The sequence below is a fragment of the Bartonella refiksaydamii genome (assembly GCF_902652675.1).
In the GTDB taxonomy this organism is placed as follows: Bacteria; Pseudomonadota; Alphaproteobacteria; order Rhizobiales; family Rhizobiaceae; genus Bartonella; species Bartonella refiksaydamii.
In genome coordinates, this window is record NZ_LR736290.1 from 88,644 (window position 1) to 106,726 (window position 18,083).

The following is an 18,083-nucleotide window of genomic DNA, read 5'->3' on the forward strand; positions in this document are numbered from 1 at the left end:
AGATTTTTTTCAAGGAGTTTCTCTGATGAGAAGAATGGGAGCTGTTTTTAAAAGTACAAAGCAAGTTCAATACTTCTTTTTACTCATGAACTTTGTTGGGTTTTAAGTAAGTACTACTATTTTTGTGTGATGCATACGGTGATCTTGAGGGAAAGCATCTTGTGTAAGTGCGTCATAAAGGCGGCAGCGAAAAGTGGTGTTGCTAAATTAAGAATGGGAATTGAAACAAAAAGCGCAATCAACAATCCTGCACCAAAAACTGTTGTGTAATGGGTGTGTAAAAAAGCATGCGCTTCTTGTTCGGATCGAAAACGGTAAGCAGCAAACACAAAGTATTCACGGCCAAGCAAGTAGCCGTTAATAACATAAAAGGCAATCAAATTGATACCTGGCACAAAAAACAAAAGAAGAGCGATTCCATTACCGAAAAGGCTTAAAATAACAAATTTAAAGGAGAGAATGAGAGAACGCCCAAACAATAGAGAATGTCCAATAGGCTCGTTTGGATAATCTTCTTTTTCAATAATTTCAGCAGCAGAATCAATAAAAAACCACCAATCATAGCTGTGATTGGAGCGATCAAAAAAGCCATCAGCAAAGCTAAGCCAAGATTAAAAATGATAAGCATGCCCAATCTCAACCATCCTGCCCAACTTGGTAAACCGGGAAAAAAATAAGCAATCCAAGGCCAAAAGTAGGATACAAAAAGTTGGTGCACACATAACCATAGAATGATAAGCACAAAAACAGTAATTCCTAAAGCTTTCAATATCATAGTGCGATATTGTGGGGTAAGAAGACGTTGTAAAGCGCGATAAGCAGCAGTAAAAATCATAGCAACTAAATAAATAAGAGAAAAAAGTGAAAACAAGAGTAGATTGAAAAGTACTTTACATATGCAACATATGCACTTAATTTTATAAAGCATATAATTTTGTTGATGAGAGATAAATTGCCAAAAGATGGCATTTTTTATCTGTAATGCTGTAGAACATTTTTTGCAGTGCGGCGTAAGGCGCATTCATGTATATTTAAAAATGCAAAATTGTTTATGTCGGAGTTCATTTTTTTGATCAACCACGTATAGAGGTACAAAACAGTACAGAATATTCAGGTTGGGAATTATACATAAGAGCTTATGAAACCAATCACATAAGTGGTCAGCAGACGAAAATCGTCTGAGAAAACCAACTTAATGACAAGCAGGTAGTGGTTAGGAGTCTTTGTCCTTTAGAGCTTGGAGGATGTTAAGCATTGTGGAAAACCACGATAGAATTTTTCCGCGAGGCTCACAAAATGAACAGCACACGCGGGTAGCAATAAAAACAACCAATCCCACTATTTTATAAACAGACCAAAATACATAAAAATTTTCACTCTTTCAAGAAAAAGGGATTGTTAAGGTGGTTGTTTTCTTAGTGAGAATTATACGTACGGATATTTCACCTGATCTGATAAGTGAGTTTCATTTTTGTTTTGTGTTGCACTTTCTAAGTATTTGATGATTTGATGTCTGAAAAATTTTTATTTGAAACAGGGCATCTTTCTCTTATTGATGAATAGGGGTATGAGTGCCGAAAAATGACACAATAATCTTTGCTAATTTTTGCGCTATTTGTTGTTTACTCATACGCGGCCACTGTTCAACATTTTCTTTACTAACGAGATAAACTTGATTTGTATCAGAACCCATAACGCTTGTGCCATCAGCTTGAAGAGAAATATCATTAGCAAGGATAAAATCTGCTCTTTTTTCGATACATTTTTTTTGCGCATTTGCAATAATATCACAGGTTTCAGCAGCGAAACCAATCACCAGTGGGGGACGGTTTTGAGCGTGTCCAATTGTCGCTAAAATATCAGGATTTTCAACCATCTGCAAGGATGGTGGTGTTTGATAAGCATGCTTTTTGATCTTGTGTGAAGATTGCGTTTGGCTTCGCCAGTCGCAAACGGCAGCAACAAAAACTGCGCCATCAGCAGGTAAGGCGGTCTGAACGGCTTGTAACATTTGATGCGCTGTTTCAACATGAATGGTTTTGACCCCTTGTGGATCGGCAAGATTAACAGGTCCACAAATAAGTGTCACTTTAGCACCCAAATACATAAGAGCTATCGCAATAGCATGACCTTGTTTGCCTGAAGAGCGATTAGCAAGGTAACGTACGGGATCAATTGGTTCATGGGTAGGGCCAGAAGTAACAATGAAATGGCGACCAGCAAGTGGTTTTTCTTGCATATCCAAAAGAGTCTCTACTGCGGCTACAATGGTTAAGGGTTCACTCATGCGTCCACAGCCTGTTTCATCGCGTTCAGCCATTTTTCCAATTTCTGGTCCGACTATATGAATGCCATCTGTGCGCAGTTGTGCAACATTGCGAACCGTTGCTGGATGTATCCACATCGTAGGATTCATAGCTGGTGCAATCAAGAGTGGGCATTGTGCTGCTAAAAGCACACAATCAGCCAGATCACCTCCTATGCCGTTGGCTATTTTTGCAATGCGGTTAGCTGTAGCGGGCGCTAAAATAATGAGGTCAGCATTACGTGCTAATCGGATATGTCCAATATCATGTTCTTCTTCGCGTGAAAACAAATCACTATACACAGTATGACCGCTTAAAGCTTCAGCTGCTAAAGGGGTAATGAATTTTTGCGCTGCTTTTGTCATAATAATGTTCAAGTGCGCGCCCCGTTCTTGCAAACGGCGAATCAAATCAAGTGTTTTATAAGCTGCGATACCACCACCAATAATAAGGAGAAGTGATTTTGATTGCAATGATTGCTCTTCAGCAGCACTTGCTTGAGAGAGGCATGTAGTTGGGGTGGAAGGATTGCTTAAAAGGCGGCGGGCTTCCTCTTCCATAGAAACACCATTTTTTGCAGCACGTATGCGCAAAGATTCTTTAACTTCGGGTGAAAGATTACGAATGGTAATACTAGCCATAAAATACATCCAAGAAGTGAATTGATTGCAATGATTTCATTATTAGTATTTTTTAGCATATTAAGCAGATTAAAAAAGATGAAAAAGGTAAAAAGTGAGACAAACACAACAAAGCGCAATGATAAATAGACTATAACGGCCATAACGGCTGGTGTGACTTTGTTCGACAGCAAGTTGTTTAAGAGTGGTGGGAGAAAGATTAAGACCTGTTTTTCTCATGTTGTTGAGGTCTTCTTCCATACGTTGGAAATTTTGTATCAATTGCGGTGTTTTGCGTGCCAGTGAAAGGAGTGATTGTGCTCCTTCACTAAAATCTTTTGCCAGCCCCACGGGTCCTAAATTTTTGCCAATCCATTCTCTGACAACCGGTTCAGAAGCTTTCCACATGTTAAAATGAGGGTCTAATGTGCGTGCGACACCTTCAACGACAACCATAGTCTTTTGTAACAGTAAAAGTTCAGGACGTGTTTGCATATCAAACAATTCAGTGACTTCAAACAATAAGGTGAGCAGCTTAGCCATGGAAATGCTTTGCGCTGATTGCCCGTGAATTGGTTCACCAATGGCACGATTGGCTTGAGCAAAGCTCTCAATATTGTGATGTGAAGGCACATATCCTGCTTCAAAATGAGCACGCGCTACCCGATGGTAATCACGCGTAATAAAGCCGTAGAGGATTTCAGCAAGAAAATGCTTTTCTTTTTTTCCAAGCCGTCCTGTAATTCCCAAATCAACAGCAACAATACACCCTTTTGGGTCTACAAATAAATTACCAGGGTGCATATCAGCGTGAAAAAAGCCATCACGCAATGTATGACGAAGGAAAGATTGAATAAGCGTAATTGCGAGCGCTTCTAAATTAAAACCAGCCTCTTTGAGGGCAGAAATCTCGGATATTCTTATACCATCAATCCATTCCATTGTTAAAACATTGCGTCCTGTTCGCTCCCAGTCAATTTGTGGAACTCGAAATCCTGTATCACGTTGAATATTCTCAGCCATTTCTGATATGGCCGCTGCTTCTAACCGTAGGTCCATTTCAATACGTGTGGTTTGTGCTAAAGTGTCAACTACACAAACAGGGCGTAGCCTTCGAGAAGCTGGTATATAACGCTCTTGTAAATGGGCAATGAGATAAAAGCTTCTAAGGTCTTTAGTAAAACGCGTCCTGATATTGGGGCGGATGACTTTAACAGCACATTTTTTTTTATGACCGGTTCCATCATTGTATTCAGCTGGATGGACTTGGGCAATAGAAGCGGCAGCGATGGGTGGATAAAAGTTTACAAATAAATCATCAAGAGACCGACCAAGTGAACTTTCAATTTGTGCAATAGCAGCAGTGCAAGAAAATGTTTGGACACGATCTTGTAGCTGTGCCAAATCTTCTGCAATATCACGTCCAACAATGTCAGGTCTGGTAGCAAGAAATTGGCCAAGTTTTATGTAAGAGGGACCAAGCCTATTGATGGCATCGGAAATATTTTCAGATCGCCGCTTTTTTTTTGTTTTTCGGCGTGCTATCACACCTGCTATATGATGACATAATGCCGGAAATCCTCGAAGATCATCGTGAGGCAGAGCACTCAAAACACCTTCACGTGCTAAAACCCATCCCGCACGCATTAACTGAAAGTAAGTGGAAATTTGCACCATTTTTAAATTTTCCAACCTGAATGCAACGCTGCGATTGCACCTGTGAGATTACGGTAGGATACTCGCGAAAATCCTGCACGATTTATCATATGGGCAAAATCATCTTGCTTAGGAAATTTACGAATAGATTCAACTAAATAACGATAAGCATCGCCATCATTTGCGATGAATTGACCAAGCTTAGGGATAGCATGGAAAGACCAAAGATCATAAATTTTGTCAAGCAGTGGCATCTCGACATTTGAAAATTCTAAACATAAGAAACGCCCACTCGGTTTTAAAACACGAAAAGCTTCTCTAAGAGCTTTATCAATGTGAGGCACGTTGCGAATTCCAAAGGCAATAGTATAAGCATCAAAACTTTGATCTTCAAAAGGCAGATGTTCTGCGTTGGCTTCAACAAAATTAATCAGAGGGGTGAGGCCATTTTTTTGTGCGCGCTTTTTTCCGATACTGAGCATTGAGCCGTTAATATCAAGCACTGTAACATGGGCTTTTTGGCGTGAAGCATTAAGAATTCGAAAAGCGATATCACCAGTACCGCCAGCGACATCAAGAACCTTCCAATTGGAAAGTGCAGGTGGAGAGAGCCATGCAACCATAGAATTTTTCCACACACGGTGTAGCCCTAACGATAAGATATCATTCATCTTATCATAGTTTTCAGCAACAGAGTGAAACACACCATCAACCATAGATTGTTTTTGTGCTGCATCAACTCTTGTAAAGCCAAAAGAGTTCTCCATACCACTTTTGGCTCCTAAGCGTTCTGTTTCAGCTGTCATATACATGACCTTCCTTATTTTTCTTTTATCGTAAATGAAGTGAAGTATAAAAAATATTCAAATACGAAAAAATAATATATAAAACTGTGACGTTTATACAGCCAGAAACAAAAAACTACCTTTAGATATCAAGATTGGCAACGCTTAAAGCATTGTCTTGAATAAAGGCCCGTCGAGGTTCAACTTCATCCCCCATTAAACGGGAAAAGAGTGAATCGGCATCGGTTGCATCATTGATTTTGACTTGTAAAAGAGAGCGACCATCAGGATCAAGGGTTGTTTCCCAAAGTTGTTCAGCATTCATTTCTCCAAGGCCTTTATAACGCTGGAGAGTAATGCCTTTTTTACCATTTATAAAAATACTCTCTAAAAGGCTAATCGGTCCAAAAATGCGCTCTGACTTATCTTTACGGTGCAAGAGAGGTGGAAAATTATAAACTTCTATGAAATTTTGGGAGACACGATCAATTTGACGTGCATCCGCTGAATTAATAAGTCCCGCATCAAGGGTAATAATTTCTTTAACTCCACGTAAAATGCGCTCAAAACATAACCCTCCATTTGATGCATTATAACCACTCCAACCACGTTCCATATCATCAGCAATTAAATCAAGACGGCTTGCCACTTTATCTGCTGTTTTTTGGGCTTTTTCTGGTGTTGAAAGGGCTTCAGAATTAAAAATTCCTGCAATAGCGGCTTGTTCAACAATTGTGCGGTCATAGCGTGTATGAAGACCATTTAAAAGTTGGCGGAACGCGCGAGCATCTTCAGCAAGTTTGCGCAAATCAGCACCGGCACAAATCTCGCCTGTTGACAATTCTAATGTTGCTTCTTCCAGTCCAGTATCAATTAAAAATTCTTCGAATGCTGCTTCATTTTTGATATATTGAGAGGATTTTCCTCGCGATACTTTATAAAGAGGGGGTTGAGCAATATAAAGGTGCCCGCGCTCAATCAATTCGGGCATTTGTCTAAAAAAGAAGGTGAGAAGGAGAGTACGGATATGCGCACCATCAACATCCGCATCTGTCATAATGATGATTTTATGGTAACGCAATTTATCTGGTGAAAATTCATCTTTACCGATGGAGGTACCAAGGGCGGTAATGAGTGTCCCGATCATATCAGATGAAAGCATTCGGTCAAAACGTGCTCGTTCTACATTAAGAATTTTGCCACGCAAGGGCAAAATTGCTTGATTTTGACGTGAACGTCCACTTTTTGCTGAACCTCCAGCCGAATCTCCCTCGACAATAAAGATTTCAGATTTTGCTGGATCACGTTCTTGGCAATCGGCAAGTTTTCCCGGCAGAGAAGTGATATCAAGAGCTCCTTTTCGTCTTGTTAGTTCACGTGCTTTGCGTGCCGCTTCACGGGCTGTCGCAGCTTCTACCACTTTACTGATGATAAGCTTCGCTTCATTAGGATGCTCTTCCAGCCATGCTGAAAGACCTTCATTTACCAAATTTTCAACAATAGGGCGCACTTCAGAAGAAACCAACTTATCCTTTGTCTGTGAAGAAAATTTGGGATCGGGAACTTTGACGGAAAGAATAGCTGTGAGTCCTTCACGGCAGTCATCACCAGTTAAGTTAACTTTTTCTTTTTTTGCAATGCCTGAAGATTCAGCATAACCATTAATTTGACGCGTTAAAGCGCTACGAAAGCCTATTAAATGGGTTCCACCATCACGTTGAGGAATATTATTTGTAAAACACAAGACTTTCTCATGGTAGGAATCATTCCACCATAGGGCAACATCAACGCTCATTCCATCCTTTTCACTTGTAATGTAAATAGGAATGTCAAGCAGCGATTTTTTCGTTTGGTCAATGTACTTGACAAATTCAATTAATCCACCATCATAGTGCAATTCAATGGATTGAATATCAGCATGACGTTCGTCAACAAGAAGAATATGTATACCAGAATTTAAAAAAGCGAGTTCGCGCAAGCGACGTTCCAAAGTTTCAAAATCAAATTCAACCATAGTAAAGGTTTCAGAGCTTGGCAAAAATCTGATTTCTGTTCCACTTTCTGCATCGCAATCACCAACAATTTTTAGGGGAGAATCGGCAACTCCATGCGTAAACGACATTTCATGAATTTTGCCATTGCGCCTGATTTGCATCCGCAACCAAACGGATAGAGCATTAACAACAGAAACACCAACACCGTGTAATCCACCCGAGACTTTGTAAGAATTTTGATCAAATTTTCCACCTGCATGAAGCTGGGTCATGATAACTTCAGCTGCTGAAATGCCTTCTGTGGGATGGATATCTGTTGGAATTCCACGACCATTATCGCGAACAGAACAAGAACCATCAGCATGGAGTGTGACGTTTACAAGAGTAGCATGACCAGCTAAAGCTTCATCGATAGCATTATCCACGACCTCATAGACCATATGATGCAATCCTGAGCCATCATCGGTATCACCGATATACATGCCAGGACGTTTCCGTACAGCATCAAGACCTTTGAGAACTTTGATGGAAGCGGCGCCGTAGTCATCACTCTGTTTCGGTGAGGTGATTTCATCACTCATAAGTTAATCCATTTCTGTATTCGATTTGCAATATTTCATTAGCTTTTTCTAAGCTTAATGTTCTGGCTAGTTATTTATGGAATAACCAGTTAAATATTTACCGTATATCGGATTTATATTCAACATCTGTCAGCACACATATTAGAGAGAATGATTTTTGCACACATAAACAACGTGTATTACTGCGCTGCATTTTGAGGCAAAGGCACAAATAATCGATCTTATAAAGTTTATCTTCTACGAGGTATTAATGTTTTAGGAGAAAATTTAGTTACTTGAGTGTGACAGTTCATGCAAAAATTGGAATATTATCCCTTTCCTTTGTTGTAGTGAATGAAATTACCTGTCAAGCTAGTTTTATCGATTCTTGTATTTTTAGAATTCATTTGGAATAAGTTTGCGCTAAAGCTTTAGTATTATCAATATATTCTGGAAATATATGAAAACTGTTAAGTTTTTTAACTGTTTTACAGAATACTAAGAATTTTCCTTCATTAAAATAGCAGATATTTCAGTTAAGTGCGTTAGATATTATGTCTGAGAAGAGTTGCATTTTAATTTTGCAAAATGAGGTGAAGATTTTGAACATAAAGAAATCTATATATGCAAAACATCTTCAACTGCGCTTACAGAATTTTCTTCCCAAGAATATATTTAATACTCTTATTGGAGCGTTATTTGTAGCATGGGGATTTTTATTTGCCTCTTTTGCAAAGGCTGAAACGGTTAAAGAACTGCCTTCTTTTTTTGATTCGCATGAACATTTTGTACAACCTGATACAACGAATATAATTCGTTTGCGTTTTGTAACAACTTTTGATTTTCCTCCTTTTAACTTTCTTGACAAAACAGGACATCTTGCAGGCTATAATCTTGATTTGTTGCGTGCTATTTGCTCGAAATTAGAGCTTGAAAAATTTTGTGAGGTAGAAGTTGTTCCTTGGAAAGAGCTCGTGGACCATGTAAAAAATGGTGGCGCAGAAGTGATTATCGCTGGTTTAAAAGAAACAATCAAAACACGTCAAGATCTTCTTTTTACAAAGTCTTATTTGCGCTTTCCGGCTCGATTTGTTGCGTCTCGACTTGTGAAGCTTGATGAGCCAATCAGCGATAGACTAGCACATTTAAACAGTGGATTTTTATTCAACAGTGCTCATGAAAAGCTGTTTCAGAGTTATTTTCCTAAAGCCAAAGGACAGGGATTTAATAATAGGGAAGAGCTCTATAAAGCGCTACAAGACCATAGAATTGATCTTATTTTTGATGACGGATTTGCTTTATCTTTATGGCTAAATGATGCAAAATCTATTAATTGCTGCCGTTTTATTGGAGGAGCGTATATGGCTCCACAGTTATTAGGGCAAGGAATGCGTCTTGCTGTTGCAAAAAAAAACGAAAAATTGGTTGATATACTCAATTATGCTTTAAAATCTTTAGAAGATGATGGCAAGCTTGCAGAACTTTATCTGCGTTATTTTCCCATCAGTTTTTATTGATGAATACTTTCCTTAAGTAATAGCTGTTAGTTTTTCAGTGCCGAGTCGGTAGGAAATAGCTTCTGCGAGATGATAGCGTGAAAGATGGTCTGCTTCGTTGAGGTCAGCAATGGTGCGTGCAACTTTGAGAATGCGATGATAGGCACGTGCAGAAAGGTGCATTTTTTCACTCACATCTCGTAAGAGTTTAGCTGCGTTTTGGTCAGGAATGGCAATTTCTTCGATGATTTTAGCGGGGCAATCACCGTTGGTGCGAATATGATCAAGTCCCAGTTTAACAAAACGTTTGGCTTGAATCGCACGGCACCGTGCGACTCGTTTTGCGACATCGCAACTTTTTTCTGATTGTTCTGGTTGCATAAGATCCATAGCCGTTAAAGCAGGAACATCAATTCGTAAATCAATTCGGTCGAGCAGAGGACCAGAAATACGGGATTGATAATCGATTTGACAGCGTATTCCTTTCGCGCAAACATAGTCTTTTTCGCCTGCCATACCACATCGACAAGGATTCATCGCGGCAATGAGTTGGATGCGGGCAGGATAACTGATATGGTGGTTTGCGCGGGCGATAACACATTCTCCGCTCTCTAAAGGTTGACGAAGAGAATCGAGGACTTGTGGAGAAAATTCAGGTAATTCATCAAGGAATAAAACGCCATTATGTGCAAGTGACACTTCTCCTGGTCGTCCTTTAAATCCACCACCGATCATTGCTGCCATGGAAGCAGAGTGATGCGGAGCACGAAAGGGACAGTGAAGTGAAATGGTATTATGGACTGTTTCTCCTGTGATGGAAGCAATCAGAGAAACATCTAAAAGCTCACGGCTATCAAGAGGGGGCAAAATGGAAGGTAAACGTTGGGCTAACATAGATTTTCCAGCGCCAGGAGGACCTACAAACAAAAGGTTATGTCGTCCAGCTGCGCAAACTTCTAATGCACGTTTGGCGGTTTTCTGTCCTTTAATTTCACAAAGGTCTGGAAGTTCAGTTTGTATAGTATATTGGCGGGGTTGTGGACGTTTTTGAATTTGGGTTCCTTTAAAATGATTGACTATAGTAAGAAGGGTTTCGGGGGCGAGAATATTCATCTCTGCATTTGCCCATGCTGCTTCAGATCCACATGAATGGGGACAAATGAGTCCTTTATCACACGATAAAGCTGTCATTGCAGCTGGTAAAACACCGTTAACGGCGGTGATAGAACCATCCAGCGATAATTCGCCTAGAATGATGTAGTCTTGCGCAATTTCAGGAGGAAGAAGCCCCATAGCAAGCATTAAGCCTACAGCTATTGGTAAATCATAGTGTGATCCCTCTTTAGGCAGATCAGCTGGTGCAAGATTAATCGTAACCCGTTTGTTAGGCATAGAAAGTCCACAAGCATGTAGAGCTGCTTGTACGCGTTCACGACTTTCTGCGATTGCTTTATCGGCTAATCCAACAATAGCCATTCCTATTTTACCGGGAGAAATCATAACCTGTACATCAACAGGTACTGCTTCTAGACCACGAAAAGCAACAGTTGTAACATGCGCGATCATCAGTCTGCCCCCCCCTTTTACCTAGAGAAGAAAATCATATTTGCACATAAAAATCAAGAAGTGTCTCTATGGTTTTTTTGAGTGAGAGATCTATATAGAGGTGCAAGTTTTTTGAATACAGCCATGGAGAGTAATTTGTACAAATTTAACCATTATTATATGTGGTTAAATAAAACATTTATAATGAACTAAATGAATATGCTAGGAAAAAGGGAGAGAGGCTGCTTATATTACACAGTAGTGCAAGGTTTTATGAATATAAGGAGGGGAGGCGTTATGCATTGCAAGAAAAGAATGTTATTTGCTGTGATCAAACGTATGAAATATCCAGAATAGGTATATTTAGTTTTCTTGTTCAATGTTATTTATAGTACAAAGTGATGTAAAGCATATTGAAGGTATCTGATTTAATGGTATATCAGACGAGAGTTTTTTTTAAATCAGGAACCATACGCAGTATATTTATAGTCTTATGCTTCGTCTGTGCGTTTCCGCAGCAACTTGCGGCATTTGAGTTTTTCGGCATACCTCTTTTTGGTCAAAAAAAAACAAATTCTTTTTCTCATATCAGTGGTACGGAAAAATTTTATAAAGTTGATATTGTTACACCGTTAGGTACTCCATCAGAAGGCGTTAAGATAGTTAAGGCTGTATCTTCTCTCGTTGTTGATCAAGATAAGGCATCCAGTTCTTCTGGCTTGTTGGCTAAAGCGCGTTCAGATTATCAGGCAATTCTTTCTGCTCTTTATGCTGATGGACGCTACGGTGGTGTGATCAGTATTAAGATTAATGGTTTAGAAGCTGCTGATTTGAGTCCTATGACTCAACTTCCTGCACAATCCAATGTTGTTATTACCATTGATGCTGGTCCACAATATGTTTTTAATGTTGCAGATATAGATAAAGTTGCTCCATTTGTGAAATATGAAACTAATAGAGTGCCAACAATTGAAGAATTAGGTTATCAGGTTGGGGCTGTTGCCAAATCTGAAACCATTTTGAAAGCAGAAAGATGGGCGATTGAAGGGTGGCGTCGACAGGGTTATGCTAAAGCTAAAATTATGAAAAGTGAAGTGGTCGCTGATCATGCAACCCGTCTTATTGATGCGCAGATTACTGTTGATCCTGGACAAAAAGCTTATTACGGCCCTTTAACTGTACGTAATGTTAGTAAGAAGCCAAGTGTGGATTCAGCCTACATTGCATGGATGACAGGGTTGAAGATAGGCCAAAAATATGATTCTTATGCATTAGCCAAAGCAAATGGAATGCTTGCACGACTTAATGTTTTTCGTGCTGTGGATATACGTGAGGCTGATACAATTAACCCTGATGGGAGTTTACCGCTTGCGCTTGTTTTAGAAGAACGTAAACCACGCCGTTTCGGTGTTGGTGGTAGCTATTCAACATTAGATGGTGCTGGTTTTGAAGCTTATTGGATGCATAACAATCTTTTTGGTCATGCAGAACGCCTCAAAGTTGAGACTAAAATAAGCGGTATTAGCAGGAACAGGGAGAAAGCATATAATCTGAAAAATTTTGATTATCTTTTCGGCGGCACATTTTTAAAGCCTGGTATATTCACTCCTGATACTGACTTTATGGCAGAACTGAAAATACAGCAAGATGTTCTAGACAATTACACGACAAAAGCCATCAAAGGAAAGTTGGGTATAACGCATATCTTTAATAGTAATCTATCAGGACAAGTTGCTGTAGAAGTTTCTAATGGTTATTCACGTGATATTTATTTTGGGAGCCGTAATTTTACAACAATCGGATTACCGAGTGGTTTGATTTATGATAGTCGTAATAATAAGTTTAATGCGACAAAAGGTTTGTATGGTGAAGTGATTGTTGAACCTTTTTATGAAATGCGTTTTAGTAATTTTGTGACAAAGACGACTGTGGAAGGTCGTTCTTATTGGACACTGGATAAAAATGATCGTTTTATTTTTGCGGCTCGGGCAAAATTTGGTACAATTCTTGGGAGTGATACAGCACAAATACCTTCTGATACGCTCTTTTTTGCTGGTGGTGGTGGTTCCGTTCGCGGTTATGCTTATCGCAATATTGGTATCAAAACAGAAAATGATGCTGTTGTTGGCGGGCGGTCACTTGTTGAGGGGGCAGCAGAATTACGTTTTTCTTTAAATGATAAGATAGGAGTTGTCGGTTTTCTTGATGGAGGTCTTGTAGGAGAAAAAGTGTTTGTTGATTTTTCTCAAAAAATGAAATGGGGAGCGGGTATTGGAGGTCGCTATATGACAGGTCTTGGTCCTTTACGCATTGATTTAGCTTTTCCTCTTAAGCGGGAAAAAGGTGATCCTCGTATTGGTTTTTATGTGGGTATAGGACAAGCGTTTTAATGAAAAAAAGTGTGCGTTTATCGGCTTTCTTATTTGGTCTTTTATTTTTTTTGGTGAGCACTTTTGTTTTTGCCCAGAGAGGCAATTCATCCTCTAGCGAAGCAACAGTGGATGATCGTTCATGGTTTATCTCTTTGATTGAACGTGGACTTTCAGCGCCTAATCGCCAAGTTCGTTTACATAATATGCAAGGGGCACTATCTTCTCAAACGTCGATTGATGTTATTACTGTGAGTGATAAAAAAGGTGTTTGGCTTAAAATTACCAATGCTAAAATGGACTGGAACCGCCTAGCGTTAATGAGAGGGCGCATAGATATTAACCAGCTTTCAGCAGAACAGATTACGTTTTTACGCAAACCACATGACAATCTTTCTCTTCTTGCTTCTCTTGAGGCAGGAAAGTTTTCTTTACCAAAGTTGCCACTTGCCATTTCTATAAACACGCTTGCGGCTAAACACGTGGTGTTTGAACAGGATCTTTTTGGTTTTTCTGCTGATGTGTCTTTAAAAGGCAATCTAACCTTAGCTAATAGTGATTTTGATGTTAATATAGCAGCTCATCGTTTAGATGCACAGGGATCTTTTTTTATTCTAACAAAGATATCCGATAGCAATCGTACAGCTAAAATTGATATTTCTGTTGATGAATCGCAAAATGGCATTTTGGCAAATATTTTTAACATTGAAAAGCGTCCCGCATTAAATCTCTCCATGAGAGGTGATGGTACTTTCGATGATTTAGTTGTCAGTCTTTCTTTAGAAGCCGATCACCGTCCTATTTTGGATGGCAATGTTATTCTTGCAAGTGTTGCAGAAGGGCACAGTTTTTCTACTAAACTGGTAGGCACACTTGGTCCTTTAATGCCTCCACAATATCGTAGCTTCTTTGAATCTGATGTAACATTGAAAGCAGAGGCAAGGATGACAAAAGACGGTGTGAAGCATCTTGATCATATGGTGATTCAGAGTAAAACAATGAATATTTTGGCTAATGCTGAAATAACAACAGATGGATTTTTGCGGCGGCTTTTTGTTGATGGCAAAATGGCTCTTGATAAGGAAAATGATGCTACTCATTTAGCAACGTCAAAATCCCCAATGCGTGTAGATAATCTTGCTTTAAATATTGATTATGGCCGTGAAGGGCAACAATCTTGGAATGGCCGGCTTGTTGTACATCATTTGAGCAATAAAAATATTCATATTCGTAATGCGATTTTTGATATGGGGGGGGTGAGCGAAAATCTTGATAATGCAGCTTCTCGTCATGTTGGTATTCAGGTTAAGGGAACGTTTCAAGGGATTGAAAAAAGTGAGAGCACGTTGGGAGAAAGTCTAGGACAAACAGTTCATGTGCATCTAGATACAGATATTGTTTCTAAAAAGCCAGTTTTGATTCATGATTTTAGTGTTACGAGTCAGGGGTTTTCTGCTTGGTTAAAAGGAAAAATGGATCGTTTTGTTTTTAAAGGCGACCTTAGTTTAAAAGCCCAAACACTAGCTCCTTTTAGTTTGCTGAGTGGACAATCATTCTCTGGTAGCGCAGATATTAAAGCCAAAGGAATTATCGGTTTAATTGATGGCGTTTTTGATCTTGAATTATCAGGGATGACAGACAATGTGAAAATAGGCATGGAACCTTTAGATCGTTTATTCAAAGGAAAATTTACTCTTTCAGGTGGTGCTGTTCACGACACGGCAGGTTTAATTTTGCGTCATTTAAATTTGAAAAGCCAATACGCAAACATAAAAGCTAATGGATATTTTTCAAATGAGAGCGCTAAAATGGATTTCTATGCTCAAATATCTGATCTCGCCAGATTAGATCCGAGAATAAATGGTACGCTCATAATCCAAAGTACTGCTAGAGGGCGCAATAGCCTTATAAAACTTAATACACGTGCTGATGTTGCTGAAGCATTTTTAGTAGGAAAGAAGCTAAAAAACACAACGTTCACTATAAAAACTCTGGTGGATAATACAGCGCCGAACACTTCTGTAACGGGTTCTATAAAGGGTGAAGGAACTTTTTCTGAGAAACCATTGCATTTATCTGCTTCTTTTAAGGATTCTGATCAGATTCGAACGCTTGAAGATGTTGATATAAGAGGAGGAAGTGCAAAAATAACCGGCGACCTTTCTCAAAAGCTTGGGAGGAGTGTGAAGGGAGCTTTGCATATTGACGCTGATGATATTACAGCGCTTGCTGCATTATTTTTGCAAGAAGGCAGTGGAAAAGTAAAAGGAGATTTTATTTTTGACGAACAAAATGGCAGACAAAAAGCTATCCTAAAAGCGCATGTTGACCATTTAAGCTTTGCAAAGAATAAAATTAAAAAGTTGGAAGTCGAAGCAGATGTCTTTGATCCTTTTGGTATGGCTCAGTTTGAGGGAGTTATCAATGCAGAGCGTATCCAAACGCCTTTGATGATGGTTAATCGTCTAAATGCTCATGCCAATGGCAACGATGGGCAAACGGCTTTTACTGTTCAAGCGATGTTGCCTAATAATACAAATGCACAACTTTCTGGCCGTATGGTTACGATGAAATTTCCAGAAGGTATAAAACGAGAAGTGCAGATTGAAACCATAGATGTTAAACAACACAATTTTCACGCGACATTGCCTAAATCGGCTACGATTGTTTTTGATAAAAAAGGAATAACAATAAATGAATTAGGAATCGCAATTAATGGAGGCAAAGTTATACTTGCGGGAAATGTGCAGGATACCCTTAATCTGTACCTCACAATGAATGCGCTTCCTGCTGCTTTAGTCAATTTATGGAAATCCAATCTTGGAGCGGCTGGTACTTTAACAGGGCAGGTTATAATCCGGGGTCCTTTTAAAAAACCTGATGTAACCTATAATATAAAAGGTGAAGGGCTAACAACGGTTGCTCTTCAAGATAAAAAAGTAATGCCATTTGTGCTTACTGCTACAGGCAAAACAGTAGATCAAAACCTTACTTTGAATGCAAATTTAACGGGAGAAGGGGTACAAGCACAGGCACAAGGTCGTATATCTTTAGATAAAAATACGCTTGATCTCCATGTTAATTTGCAAGATTTTCCTGCACATTTGGTTAATAGTTTTATTGAAGGGCAAGCGCTTGGAGGAACGATTGTTGGTAGGGTTGATATTAGTGGAACAATGAAAGAGCCATCTGCTCATTTTGATCTTTCAAGTCAAAACTTGACTGCTATGACGCATAAAGGTCCTATGTCGATCAATATGAATACCAGTGGTTCTTACAAAAAATCGACTTTTCATATTGAGAATATGATAGCAACTGGAGATAAAGGCTTAGATCTTTCCATAAATGGGCTTGTTGCTCTCAATGGTTCAGAGGCCAAATTGAATGTTAAAGGGACAATACCTATTGCTTTTATTGATCTATTATTAGCTAAGCGCGGTGCGCATGTAACGGGTACAGCCAAAGTTGATGCAACTCTTAGTGGTGAATTATGGAAGCCACAGTTGGTAGGAGATCTCTCTATAGTTGATGGTAGTTTTTTTGATTCAAAAACAAATGTAGGATTGAACAATATAACAATTGAAGGCAAGTCGAATGGCGATCATATTTTTATAGAAAAAGCTTCAGCTTCTTCATCTGAGGGGGGATTAATTTCTGCTTCAGGCCGTATTTTTCATGATGGAGAGACAGATTTGGTGTTTAATCTTGATCACGCCAATTATAATGATGGTTCTATGATTCTTGCAACGTTGTCCGGCAAGATGACAATGGCAGGTAATTTTTTGGGTAACCTTGTTATTGGTGGTGATGTCATCGTTGAAAAAGCTGAAATTCTTGTTCCTGATCATTTTCAGAACGCAAAATTTCTTAATATTAAGAACAAGAATTTAACTAAATCGATTCAAAAAACACTTGAACGTGCTGATGTTAAGATCACTACCAAAACTCGTGATATCTCTCAAGAATCCTCATCTGTTATATTGTCAGATATGCGTATTATGGCACGAAATCAGTTTTTTGTACGTGGGCGAGGGTTAGACACTGAACTGGGAGGACGCATTAACATAGCAGGTCCATTGAATGATGTGCATCCAGTTGGTGAGTTTCAGATGATTCGTGGACGTTTTGATATTCTCTCACAGCGTCTTAATTTTGATCAAGGACAAGCAAGTTTTAGCGGTAATCTTAATCCTACGGTTTATTTTGTCACCAACAATAATAGTGGTGATATTCGCGTCACAGTAACTGTAAGTGGAACGATTGATAATCTTGATATTAATTTTTCTTCACAACCAAATTTGCCACAGGATGAGATTTTGGCACGTTTGATTTTTAATCGCTCTCTTAATGAATTATCACCATTTCAGATTGCTCAGCTTGCGGCAGCGGCAGCTGATCTTGCAGGTGCTTCTAATACATCTTTATTGAATGCTCTACGGTCTAAAATTGGTCTTGATGATCTTGATGTTATCGTTGATGAAAAAGGTAATACGGGTTTACGCGTTGGACGTTATATACACAATAATATTTATTTAGGCTTTGAAGCAGGATCGGATGGAAAGACGAAGGGAACTATTAATTTAGACATTTCACGCAATCTTAAAGCCAAAGGCGCTATAGGAAATGAAAAAAATTCTAGTGTGGGTTTATTTTATGAAAGAGACTATTAAGGGTTGAAGTTATTAAGTTCCAATTACTGAAGTGTTATGCACCTAACTCTATAAATCAAAGGAAGACTGAAACCTAGACTAG

General features: G+C 39.0%; 8 protein-coding genes and 1 pseudogene. 3 read left to right on the top strand and 6 right to left on the bottom strand.

All coding sequences use genetic code 11. The annotated features are described in order from the left end of the window. Positions 1-116 precede the first annotated feature (116 nt). From GQO39_RS01370 to gyrB, 5 genes and pseudogenes are all read right to left on the bottom strand, one after another. Positions 117-835 (bottom strand): annotated as a pseudogene (locus GQO39_RS01370) (sulfate transporter family protein). A gap of 714 nt (positions 836-1,549) precedes the next feature. Beyond that, the gene (gene coaBC, locus GQO39_RS01375; RefSeq protein ID WP_156850630.1) at positions 1,550-2,947 is read right to left on the bottom strand and encodes a bifunctional phosphopantothenoylcysteine decarboxylase/phosphopantothenate--cysteine ligase CoaBC; all 1,398 of its coding nucleotides are present in this window, start codon (positions 2,945-2,947) and stop codon (positions 1,550-1,552) included. A gap of 69 nt (positions 2,948-3,016) precedes the next feature. Beyond that, positions 3,017-4,603, bottom strand: coding sequence for a 2-polyprenylphenol 6-hydroxylase (gene ubiB / locus GQO39_RS01380; RefSeq protein WP_156850631.1), 1,587 nt, complete (start codon positions 4,601-4,603; stop codon positions 3,017-3,019). Positions 4,604-4,605: 2 nt separating this feature from the next. Further along, on the bottom strand, positions 4,606-5,388 hold the full coding sequence (ubiE, locus tag GQO39_RS01385; RefSeq protein WP_156850632.1) for a bifunctional demethylmenaquinone methyltransferase/2-methoxy-6-polyprenyl-1,4-benzoquinol methylase UbiE: 783 nt from the start codon (positions 5,386-5,388) through the stop codon (positions 4,606-4,608). 121 nt (positions 5,389-5,509) lie between these two features. Further along, entirely contained in the window at positions 5,510-7,942 is a 2,433-nt protein-coding gene (gene gyrB, locus GQO39_RS01390; protein ID WP_156850633.1) for a DNA topoisomerase (ATP-hydrolyzing) subunit B, read from the bottom strand. Between the two features lie 533 nt (positions 7,943-8,475). On the opposite strand from gyrB, the gene GQO39_RS01395 reads away from it, so the two are divergent. Next, a complete protein-coding gene (locus GQO39_RS01395; protein ID WP_198039397.1) occupies positions 8,476-9,438 on the top strand; it encodes an ABC transporter substrate-binding protein in 963 nt (320 codons plus the stop codon). A 12-nt stretch (positions 9,439-9,450) separates the two neighbouring features. On the opposite strand, the gene GQO39_RS01400 is transcribed toward GQO39_RS01395, so the two are convergent. Next, positions 9,451-10,983: a YifB family Mg chelatase-like AAA ATPase gene (locus tag GQO39_RS01400; protein ID WP_156850634.1), complete on the bottom strand. Its 1,533-nt coding sequence runs from the start codon at positions 10,981-10,983 to the stop codon at positions 9,451-9,453. A 410-nt stretch (positions 10,984-11,393) separates the two neighbouring features. On the opposite strand from GQO39_RS01400, the gene GQO39_RS01405 reads away from it, so the two are divergent. Together GQO39_RS01405 and GQO39_RS01410 are read left to right on the top strand one after the other, a co-directional pair. Further along, positions 11,394-13,352, top strand: a complete 1,959-nt coding sequence (locus GQO39_RS01405) for an autotransporter assembly complex protein TamA (RefSeq protein WP_156850635.1) — start codon at positions 11,394-11,396, stop codon at positions 13,350-13,352. After that, positions 13,352-18,001: a translocation/assembly module TamB domain-containing protein gene (locus tag GQO39_RS01410; protein ID WP_156850636.1), complete on the top strand. Its 4,650-nt coding sequence runs from the start codon at positions 13,352-13,354 to the stop codon at positions 17,999-18,001. Before GQO39_RS01405 ends, GQO39_RS01410 begins: the two co-directional genes overlap by 1 nt. The last annotated feature ends 82 nt before the right edge of the window (positions 18,002-18,083 follow it).